The organism is Phycisphaerae bacterium (assembly GCA_035384605.1).
Classification (GTDB): domain Bacteria; phylum Planctomycetota; class Phycisphaerae; order UBA1845; family PWPN01; genus JAUCQB01.
Genome location: DAOOIV010000072.1, coordinates 18,200 through 28,205, shown reverse-complemented (window position 1 = coordinate 28,205; position 10,006 = coordinate 18,200). Strand labels below are relative to the sequence as shown.

8 protein-coding genes are annotated in these 10,006 nt (G+C 61.9%); 4 read left to right on the top strand and 4 right to left on the bottom strand.

Annotated features, from left to right (window positions below; genetic code table 11):
• Positions 1-205: 205 nt before the first annotated feature.
• The 4 genes from PLL20_15005 to PLL20_14990 form a co-directional block, all read right to left on the bottom strand.
• On the bottom strand, positions 206-1,591 hold the full coding sequence (locus PLL20_15005) for an MATE family efflux transporter (protein HPD31299.1): 1,386 nt from the start codon (positions 1,589-1,591) through the stop codon (positions 206-208).
• A 455-nt stretch (positions 1,592-2,046) separates the two neighbouring features.
• Positions 2,047-3,273 carry an ABC transporter permease gene (locus tag PLL20_15000; protein HPD31298.1) on the bottom strand — a complete coding sequence of 409 codons (1,227 nt, stop codon included), beginning with the start codon at positions 3,271-3,273 and terminating at the stop codon, positions 2,047-2,049.
• The gene (locus PLL20_14995; protein ID HPD31297.1) at positions 3,270-4,055 is read right to left on the bottom strand and encodes an ABC transporter ATP-binding protein; all 786 of its coding nucleotides are present in this window, start codon (positions 4,053-4,055) and stop codon (positions 3,270-3,272) included. Before PLL20_14995 ends, PLL20_15000 begins: the two co-directional genes overlap by 4 nt.
• A 7-nt stretch (positions 4,056-4,062) precedes the next feature.
• Entirely contained in the window at positions 4,063-5,367 is a 1,305-nt protein-coding gene (locus tag PLL20_14990) for an efflux RND transporter periplasmic adaptor subunit (GenBank protein ID HPD31296.1), read from the bottom strand.
• 290 nt (positions 5,368-5,657) lie between these two features.
• On the opposite strand from PLL20_14990, the gene PLL20_14985 reads away from it, so the two are divergent.
• The 4 genes from PLL20_14985 to PLL20_14970 are packed head-to-tail and all read left to right on the top strand — an operon-like array spanning position 5,658 to position 10,000.
• Positions 5,658-6,785 carry a 3-oxoacyl-ACP synthase III family protein gene (locus PLL20_14985; protein HPD31295.1) on the top strand — a complete coding sequence of 376 codons (1,128 nt, stop codon included), beginning with the start codon at positions 5,658-5,660 and terminating at the stop codon, positions 6,783-6,785.
• A 1-nt stretch (position 6,786) separates the two neighbouring features.
• Positions 6,787-7,356 carry an isoprenylcysteine carboxylmethyltransferase family protein gene (locus PLL20_14980; GenBank protein ID HPD31294.1) on the top strand — a complete coding sequence of 190 codons (570 nt, stop codon included), beginning with the start codon at positions 6,787-6,789 and terminating at the stop codon, positions 7,354-7,356.
• Entirely contained in the window at positions 7,356-8,402 is a 1,047-nt protein-coding gene (locus tag PLL20_14975) for an NAD-dependent epimerase/dehydratase family protein (GenBank protein HPD31293.1), read from the top strand. The genes PLL20_14980 and PLL20_14975 overlap by 1 nt, the downstream gene beginning before the upstream one ends.
• Positions 8,399-10,000: a sulfatase-like hydrolase/transferase gene (locus tag PLL20_14970; GenBank protein ID HPD31292.1), complete on the top strand. Its 1,602-nt coding sequence runs from the start codon at positions 8,399-8,401 to the stop codon at positions 9,998-10,000. The genes PLL20_14975 and PLL20_14970 overlap by 4 nt, the downstream gene beginning before the upstream one ends.
• The last annotated feature ends 6 nt before the right edge of the window (positions 10,001-10,006 follow it).

The following is a 10,006-nucleotide window of genomic DNA, read 5'->3' as shown; positions in this document are numbered from 1 at the left end:
GAAAGGATTCCGGGCCGAGCGGAGATGGGCCGACGGGGGCGTCGGCCCTACCCCCACATGTCTACGCATGGCCGTGGGGATGGCGCCCGGCAACGTCGGCGATTTCAGGCGGTCGTTCTGACAAAGAAAGATTCGCTAAGGGAGCTTTCTGCGCTTGACAAGACGGGGGCTAATGGGTGACACGTTTTCCTGTCGTTTTCTTGTCTTACTGCAGTACTATCTCCGCGCGGGCCGTGGCCGGTTCCGTCGTCGGGTTCACATTCGTCCGGAAGGAACGCAAGGTGCGCGATACCCAGATGATGCCGATGCTGCCGACGATCAGGTCCGTCGCCAGGCGGCCGGCGAACACACCGATCACCCCGTAGAGGTGTGCCCCGAGGTAGGAGAGCGGGATCAGCAGCCCCAGCACGCGGATGGCATTCAGCACCGTCGCACAGACGGGTTTGTGCAGGCCCGTCAAAAAGAAACCGCAATACCGATGCACTTCCATCATCCCATAACCGAAGGAGATAATACGAATGTAGGAGATAAGGACGCGGGCCACCTTCGCGTCATCCGTGAAGACCGACGCCAGCCATGGGGCACTCAGGAAGAAAACCACCGCCACCAGCCCGCCGTAGCCGAGAGCGAACCACGTGGTGACCTTCTGCGCCTCGCGAACGCGGTCCACCCGAGCGGCCCCGAAGTTCTGGCTCACGAACGGTGTGAGCGAAATGCCCAGCGCCATCGGAACCACGAAGGCGAACATCTCGAGGCGGCCGGCGGCACCGCAGGCCGCCACCGGCTCGTTGCCGAAGTGGCTGATCAACCTGGTGATCACCGCAGCGGAGATCGGCATCAGGATCATGCTCAGGATGCTTGGCACCGCAAAGCCGAGGATCCGCCGGAACGAGGCAAACCATTCACTCAGCCGGCCGGCCTTGAACGCCAGCAGACGGTGCCTGTGCCGCAGCAGATGAAGAAGCCATACCGTCGAAATCGCCTGCGCGATCACGGTGGCCAACGCCGCCCCGCGTATGCCCATCGCCGGGAAGCCCAGGTAACCGAAGATCATGATCGGGTCGAGCATTAAGTTGAGCACCGTTCCCAAAATCATGAATCGGCTGGCCGACTTGGAGTCGCCCGTGGAGATCAGGATGCCGTTGCCCAGAAACGGCAGGGCCATGAACATCGCTCCCAGATACCAGGTGCGCATGTATTCGCCGATAAGGGGTAGCGTCTGGGTATCCGCACCCAGACGTCTGAAGATCGGCGTGATGCTCAGATACCCGCCAACGGACATCGTTGCCGCCACGCTGATCGTCAGGGCCAAACCGTGCGTGACGAGCCTGGCGGCGTCGTCGTGATCGTGCCGACCGATAGCGTGGGATACCAGAGTGGTGATGCCCGTCGCGATTCCGCCGGCCACGAACGTCAGCAGCATGACGACGGGGAAGACGAACCCCATCGCCGCCAGCGGGAGCGTGCCCAACTGGGCGATGAACCACGTGTCCGTGAGGTTGTACGCGTTCATGGCGAAGGTGCCGGCCAGCATGGGAAACGCCATCGAGAAGAGGGTGCCTGTGACACTGCGACGAACCAGTACTGACATGAACGCTCACCTGTGCTCACTCTCGAGTCGGGCGCCTGGACCGGTGTCGTCGCCGCGTTCCCCCCGAGGATTCCGTTCGCCTTTTGTATGGGCCTTCGCGGTAAGGAGCGACGGGGCCGCGGCATCCCTCGGGTCCAATGTGCTGGCCCTGTCTACGATTGCCGGGGCCGTTGCCTCCACGGCCGTCGTGACCGTGCCGGGTCTGTGGCCTTCAGACCCGACCCTCAAATCCTACCAGTATCTGTGTTCAGAACAAGGATGGGACGCAGCTCTTTTTTCGAGATCGACTGCTGTATTCACAGACCAATAGACCACCAGATCAAATGGTCCGCCGGGGCGGAGCCTGTGCGCCGCGACCCCCTCCGGCTCCCTCTTACGAAGGGCGAACGAACGACCCCTCCAACTCCCCTTGTGAAGGGAGCGACCTGCCGTGGGGGGCGTCGGCATCGCCCGGGTTACTCGTGGCGGAGAGATTCGACGGGGTTGAGCCGCGAGGCACGGCGGGCGGGCAACAGGCCGAAGACCACCCCGACAATGATGGCAAAGGTCATCGGACCGATGATCAGCCACGGCGTCATCATCGCGGGGATGCCGGTTTTGTTGGAGATGAAACTGCTGCCGAGCACGCCGAGGATGGTGCCCAGCGCGCCGCCGACGCCGGCCAGCGTCGCGGCCTCGATCATGAACTGGTGCATGATCATCCGTCGGGCGGCACCCAGGGCCATGCGGACGCCGATTTCACGCGTTCGCTCCATGACCGTGACCAGCATAATATTCATGATGCCGATGCCGCCGACCAACAGGCTGATGCCGGCGATGGTGACCAGCAGGCCGGTCATGATGTTGGACGCCTTCTCGGCCGTCTTGGCGGCCTCGGAAATGCTTTTGACGGTGAAATCGTCGAGGTCCGCCTCGCGAAGCTGGTGACGGTGTCGCAGCACGGTCCTGATCTGGTTGATGGCCATCGGGATTTCCTTTTCGCCGACGGCGGAGACGACCAGCGCATGAACGCGGTTGTCACCGGCGAGGTGACGGAAGCAGGTGGTGATCGGAACGATGATCGAGTCGTCCTCGTCATATCCAAGGGGGTTTTGCCCTTTCTCTTCGAGCACGCCGACAATCTGCATCGGCGTGCCTTTGATCCGGACCCGCTGGCCGACCGGGTCTTCCTGGCCGAAGAGGTTCTGGGCGGTGGTCTTGCCGATAAGACAGACCTTGGCGCCGCTGACAACGTCTCGCGGCTCCATCGGACGACCGGCCTGCACGCCCCACGATCGGACTCTCAGGTAGTCGGCATTGGTCCCGCTAACCGGGGTCGACCAGTTTCCCAACTCACTGACCACCTGGCAGACCAGCCGGCTGACGGGGGCGGCATAGGCGACCGCCGAGCATTCGCGCTGGAGGGCCTCGGCATCTTCGATCGTCAGGGTCTTGGCCGAGCCGGCCCCGCCATGGACGCCCCCCTGGCTGGTCGAGCCGGGGATGATCAGGATCATATTGCTTCCGACCTTGGCGATCTGTCCCTGGATGCTGTGCTTGGCTCCCTGGCTGATGGACACCACCGCGATGATCGCCGCGACGCCGATGACCACTCCCAGCATGGTCAGGATGCTCCGCGTGCGATGGCGGCGCATCTCTCGGAAGGCGATCCGGAAGCTCTCGATCCAGACGACTGCGGTCACGGCCGGCCTCCTGCGTTTTCGTCTGAAGCGGGGCCGCCGCAACTTACCTGCGCGAGGCTCTTAATGGCCGGAATCGGCGGTCCGCCGCACAGCGGCGACGGCTGGTCGTGAACCACGGCGCCGTCGTGCAGCATCACGATGCGATGGGCCCGCGAGGCGATCTCGGCATCGTGAGTCACCAGGATCACGGTCAGCGATTCCTCGCGATGGAGTCTGGCGATCAGTTCGAGCACCTCGGCCGCAGTCCTGGAATCCAGGTTGCCGGTCGGTTCGTCCGCCAGCAGCAGCCGCGGGTTGCTCACCAGGGCCCGGGCCAAGGCGACGCGCTGCTGCTGCCCGCCCGAAAGCTGCCACGGCATGTGGTTGATCCGGTCGGCCAAGCCCACGACCTCCAGGACCTCCTTGGCCCGACGATAACGTTCCCGCACGCCGATGCCCAGATAGACGAGCGGCAGTTCGATGTTTTCGAGGGCCGTGCTGCGATGGAGCAGATTGAAGTTCTGAAAAACGAACCCGAGCTTCATGCGGCGGCACCGGGCAAGTTCTTCTTCGTCGAGGTCGTCGACCGGCTGCCCATCAAGGATGTAGCGTCCGCGTGTGGGCTGATCCAGGCAGCCGAGAACATTGAGCATGGTGCTCTTGCCCGAGCCGCTGGCCCCCATAATGGCGGTAAACTCGCCCTCCGCTATGGTCAGATTCACGCCGCACAGAGCGTGTACCTTGACCTCGCCCATGTCATAGACCTTATGGACATCCACCAGTTCGACAATCGGTTTCATCATGCTCGGATCAAAACCGCCGGTTCTCCGGCGCGGTCATCAGGATGGCTTTCTGAAACTCACTCTGGGCGTCGCTCCTGGAAACGATGTACTCTGCGACAAAGGTCATGCCTTCCTCAACGCCCTGGCGCGGGTAGAGGATCGTCTCGCGGTTATCGCTGTAACCCGTCCACACCGGGACCATGGTCCACGCTCCGTTCACATGCCGCCACAGGAATCCCTGACCGGGCTGGATCGGGGGGGGCATAAGGCTCACCTCATCGGGCCTGCTCGTGGCCCGCAGGTCACCGGCGACCGGGATCGGTTCCGGCGTGGGCGGCCAATCGGCTTTCTCTTTGAGTCGGCGCATCTCATCCGGAGGAATCGGCGGCAAGAACCGCAGGGCCGCGTTGGGCACCTTTAAGGCGTCGTCTTGTCGGGCAACTTCAAGGCTGATATCAGCGGGCATGCCCGGCCTAAGAAGCAACTCGTTGTTCGCAACCTCGATCACCACTGCATAGGTCACGACGTTTCCGACGGTGTGGGGTTGGTTGCGAATCTGTCGAACGGTGCCGGAGAACTCGCGATCACGATAGGCATTGACAGTGAAAGTCGCCTGCTGGCCGGGGCAGATGTAACCGACGTCCGCCTCGCTCACGTCGGCCAACAGGTCCATTCGCGAAAGATCCTCCGCCAGCACAAAAAGCTCGGGCGTCATGAGGGCAGCAGCCACCGTCTGGCCCACGTCGACCCGACGATCCAAGACAATCCCGTCGATGGGTGAAATAACCTCAGTCTTTCCAAGACGGTATTTCGTCAGATCGACTGCGTTCTGCGCGCCCCGGACGGCTGCGCGACCTGCCTCGGTGCTGGCCGTGGCAGCTTTCCAGGCAGCCTCCAGGGTGCGATACTCCTCGTCGCCCGCCGCGTTCTGGGCCTGTAGTCTCTGGATTCTCTCAAATCGACGTTTGGCCTCAGCCTCTTGGACTTCCAGTTGGCGTAGGGTGGCCTGGGCCCGAGCCAGCTCGGCATTCGCCTGTTCGTGTTCCGCCTGGAAAAGCTCTGGTTTCAGGCGGGCTATAACCTGCCCCTTCTTGACGCGACCATTGTGGTTCACGAAGATTTCGCCCACGGTTCCAGAGACTTCGCAGCCGACGAGAACCTGGGTCGTGGGTGCCAGACGCCCGGTCGCCGTCACTGTCAGACAAAGAGGACCGCGACTGACTTCGACGGTGCGGATTTGAACATACTCTCGCGGCCTGAACTGCCGATAGGTCAGCCAAACGATGGCTCCCAGCCCGGCAATCGCACACAAGCGCACGATCCACCTAGCCATAAGCGACTCCCAAGCGTCGCGGAAAGCCGCCGGCGCCGTGAAACCGGGACCGTGTATTACCGATGCTATTCATGGGCTTCCTTGCCGCCTCTGGCCCAACAAATAGGGGATAAAGGCATGTGCGTCCCTGATCCAATGCCGCTTTTGCCCGTCGCTTCCCGGCCGTGTTCTGTCTCCGGGCATGTTGACAGTTGCGGACGCCTGCGACAATATACGCGTCTTACAACGACGGCTGACTAACCAAGGCAGTAGGGTAGCATAGTCAGAGCACGAGCGAAAGAGATCGATACGTGAGCGCTGATTTCCACCGCGTTTCCATTGTGGGCACGGGTTCATTTCTCCCGGGAGACCCCGTGCCGAATGATCGACTTGATGAGATCCTGGGGCCGCTGGACCATGCCCCGGAAAACGTCAAGTCGTACATTCAGAATGTGGCCTCTCGTATGCTGGCTTCAAGCGGCGTGGAGTTCCGGCATTTTGCCATTGACCCCAAGACCCACAGGCTGACTCATACGGTCGCCTCGCTGGCGGAAGAAGCCGCAAGGCGGGCCCTCCAGGCCGCAGGCAAGCAACCCGACGACGTCGAACTGCTTCTGCTGAGCTGCCCGAGCTACGATTGCTCGACGCCGCCAACCTCGGCGATACTCCAGGAAAGACTGGGGATCAAGCAATGCGCCGAGATGGAGATCCACTCCAATTGTGCGGGTGTGGGCAAGTGCATGCAGATCGCCTGCGACGCCCTTCGGTGTGGCCGATACAAGACCGCTCTGGTCGTCTACTCGCAGTTGTCCAGTGTCTATCTTCGGAACTGCTACTACAATCAGAGCCGGATCAACAAGAAGCAGGCCTCGTTGAGGTATATCCTGGCCGACGGCAGCGGTGCCGTCCTGCTCCAGGCAATGGCCCCGGGCAGCAACCACGTGCAACACGAATTGCTGGGAACCTATGTCGAGTCAGTCGGCGGCGGGATGCCCGCGGGGATGACGGCGGGCGGCGGCGTCGCCGATCTGGTGGACGTCGAGCATCAGATCCCTCACGTGTTTGAACTCGGTACGCATCATCTGGACCAGGATTTTTCCGCCGTCAATCGCAGCGCCGGCAAGCTGCTCTTCGAGGGGCTCGTGCGGATGACCCGGGCTCTGGGGATCGATCCGCACAAGATTGATGCCATTGTGGCATCGATTCCCACCCGACAGCTCTACGAGGACAACATCGATCTGTTCACCGAGTACTTCCATATCACCCGGGAACAATTGCGATTCCGCGCCGGCAAGACGGGTTACTGCGGCGGGACATCCCTGCTGCTCCATTTTGATGAGATGGTTCGATCGGGGGAGATTAAGCCGGGACAGACGATTCTGCTCGACTCGGTCGAATCCAGCAAATGGATGACTGCCGGCTTCGCGGTGCGGTGGTGAGATGCCGCAGCGCAACGGCCACACCGATCAGCCTCCGCCAGCTCGAAGCCTCTCGACTTTCCTGGAATCCGTTCCGGTCACGATCCGTTACGTCTTCTACACGGTCGTCTTTCTGTCGTTGCTGCTTGTTGGACTACCTTGGCTGGCGTATCAGATTGACGTGTATGTTCCTTCGCTTCACATCGAGATCGGCCGTCCGGGACGGATGATCGGCGTCGTCGTCTTTGTCGTTTTCCTGATCGCTTACCTGCTCTCGTCGCGATTGCTCACCAGTCGCGGGCGAGGCGGCGATGTGGAGTTCGATCCTCCGAGGGAATTCGTCGCCTGCGGGATCTACCGCTGGGTCCGCAACCCGATCGCCGGCAGCGCGGTTCTGATGCTGCTGGGCGAGTCCCTGATCTTCTCATCGACGGGCATCCTGCTGCTTTTCCTGCTGGCAATAATCGTCGCCCATTTGCAGGTCACGTTGCTGGAAGAACCGCTGCTACGCAAACGCTTCGGCACAAGCTATACTGCCTACCTTGACCGGGTTCCGCGTTGGATTCCACGGCGTCCCAGAGGATCGGACTAATGCAGGCAGCCGTTACCGGTGGTACGGGATTCCTCGGCGAAGCCGTCGTTCGCCTTCTGGTGCCGCAGGCAGAGTGCGTCCGCGTCCTCGTGCGTCGACCCGAGGATGACGCGAGGGTTGAGGCCCTTCACGCCCGGCCGATCCGCGGTGATCTGACCGACGCGGAGGCTTGCGCCGCCCTGGTCCATCCCGGCGACGTGGTTTTTCACTGCGCAGCTCGCGTCGAGATGACGGGAAAGTGGGAGGACTTCCGACAGACGACCATTGAGGGCACGCGGCGGTTGCTGCATGCGGCTTTGAGCCGGCGCGTTCAACGTTTTGTTTACGTCAGTTCGGCGGCGGTCTATTCAAAGGAGAATACCGCCGGGGGTTCGGTGTCGGCCGAGAAGACGCGGGCCGTTCCGGCGCGGTACAATCTGTACGGTCGTGCCAAGGTTCTGGCCGAGTCGCTGGTTCGGACGGAGTGTGAGCGGGCGGGCTGTTCGTGGGTGATCTTGCGGCCCGTATTCATCTATGGGCCGGGCAATCGAGTGCTGGTAAGGAACTTTTCGCGGCTGCTGGCCCGCAAGCGTTTGTTTGTCGTCGGTCCCGGCACCAACCGGATTTCGACCGCGTATATCGACGAATCAGCGGAAGCCGTCGTTCTGGCCGGCTTGCATGCCAAGGCCCACGGCAGGGTATACGACGTCGCCAGCGACGAGGTCGTCACTCAGGCCGAGTTTCTCAACAGCACGGCTGACGCGCTGGGCATGCCTCGCCCAACCAGGCATATTCCGGCGCGTCTGGCGTTCACGGCGGCATGGGCGGCCGATATGGCGGCCCGGCTGCCGGGGGTTGAGCCGCCCTTCACGCGGGCCATGATCGACTTGATGAGCACCGACCAGGTCGTCGACGCCGGAAGGCTGCGTGAAGAACTGGGCTGGGTGCACCGCACCCGTTTTGCAGAGGGCATGAGGCGAATGCGGGATTGGTACCGAGCGATGCGGGACAAGGAGACTTCCAGGGACTCTGCCGCGTACCGCGACAGCGTCCTGCAATCGGCATGACAAGCAGACCCCCCAACATACTGCTGATCGTGGCCGATTGCGGTCGTTCCGACCGCTGGCTCGGGGCCGGCCGATCCGGACAGACGCCCAATGTGGATCGCCTTGTCCGAGAAGGGATCTCTTTCCCAAATACGATCGCCGAAAAGAGCTGTACCACTCCCAACTTTGCAGCACTCCTGACGGGCCTGTACAGCCCGCGACACGGCGTTCACCTGGTCTGGGGTTACCGGCTGAGCGAGCGGATTCCGCTATTGTCTCATGTCTTGGCCGCCGAAGGCTATCACTGCTATGCGGAGGTGACCGGCCCGCTGCTGTCGGAGATGGGTCTGGATCGTGCTTTTGAGGTTTACAATTACCGTGCCCCGTGCGATTACCTGCACACCAAGTGGGGAAGCCTCTTTCTCGAACGCCTACGGACCGGCTTCTATCGCCAGCCCTGGTTCATGGTTCTTCACCTCTGGGAGCTGCACCCGAAGAGGCAAGTTCAAGCGGAGTTCAACAACGAGCGTTTCGGTGTGGCCGAGTATGACCGGGCAGTGTCGAGCCTGGACGCGCAACTGGGGCGCATCTTCGCCGCGGTGGAGGACAACGCGCTCATCGCCTTCACGGGGGACCACGGTGAGAAACTCGACACCGAGACCTACCGAGAAGGCACCGCGGTGGATTACGCTCGCCGGCTGCTGCACGTGGATGAGGCCGAGGGCATGGTGCCTTTCAGTGTGGCCCGTTGGGCCGGCCCCAGCGTTCTGCAACAATTCTACGAGCACTGCGTGCCGCTGATGCGGAGCTTGCGGCTACGGGGCAACGGAGATACTCCGGCTTACGGCCGGTGGGAAAGACTTAAAGATCGTCTTCGACTACTCAGGTTGACTCCGCTGGTTTTCGTGCACGATCTACTCAAACTCCGTGCCCCTGTGAAGCTGACCGAAGTACTGAAAAGGCGAGGCTTGCTCGATGAGAACCGAGCCAGGGCCCGAGTGAACCGCTTTGTTCACTCGGTCGGCGAAGATCGGCTGTTCGGCATGCACATGCGTCTGTGGGCGAGTTCTTACAAGCAAAACATGCAAGAAGGCCATACCATCTCGCTGTATGATTACGTGGTGCGTGTACCACTGGTTATCCGCGCCCCGGCGGGGGTGCCTCGCGGCCGATCCTGGAACCGGATGGTTCGCCAGCCGGATATTATGCCGACCATCATGGACTTCGTGGGCGTCGACACTGAGAAACTGGGCAACATCGACGGCCGATCGTTCAAGCCGCTGGTTGAGGGGCGACCCTGGGAATGCCTGCCTGCTTATCTCTCGCTGACGGGTCTGCCCGAAGATCTCGAGGTGCGCGGCGTGCGAACGGAGCAGCACAAGTATACCTATGGGCCGCACAATCCGGAGATGCCCACGGAGCTTTACGATCTGCAGAGCGACCCCGGCGAGACGATCAACCTGGCAGACCACGAACCGGCCAAGTGCAGGGAACTGCGGCAACTCACCGAGAGCATGTTGCCGGCCGAGGGCCAAGCCCCGGCGGAGATGCTCGAGATTACCGCCGAACAGCAGCAAAGCATCGAGCGGCATTTGCAGGAACTGGGCTACATCGAATAAACGGTT

Excerpts from the sequence above, each read along its gene's own strand:
- PLL20_14975 (HPD31293.1), top strand. The coding sequence starts at position 7,356 with ATGCAGGCAGCCGTTACCGGTGGTACGGGATTCCTCGGCGAAGCCGTC.
- PLL20_14980 (HPD31294.1), top strand. The coding sequence starts at position 6,787 with ATGCCGCAGCGCAACGGCCACACCGATCAGCCTCCGCCAGCTCGAAGC.
- PLL20_14990 (HPD31296.1), bottom strand. The coding sequence starts at position 5,367 with ATGGCTAGGTGGATCGTGCGCTTGTGTGCGATTGCCGGGCTGGGAGCC.
- PLL20_14970 (HPD31292.1), top strand. The coding sequence starts at position 8,399 with ATGACAAGCAGACCCCCCAACATACTGCTGATCGTGGCCGATTGCGGT.
- PLL20_14995 (HPD31297.1), bottom strand. The coding sequence starts at position 4,055 with ATGATGAAACCGATTGTCGAACTGGTGGATGTCCATAAGGTCTATGAC.
- PLL20_15005 (HPD31299.1), bottom strand. The coding sequence starts at position 1,591 with ATGTCAGTACTGGTTCGTCGCAGTGTCACAGGCACCCTCTTCTCGATG.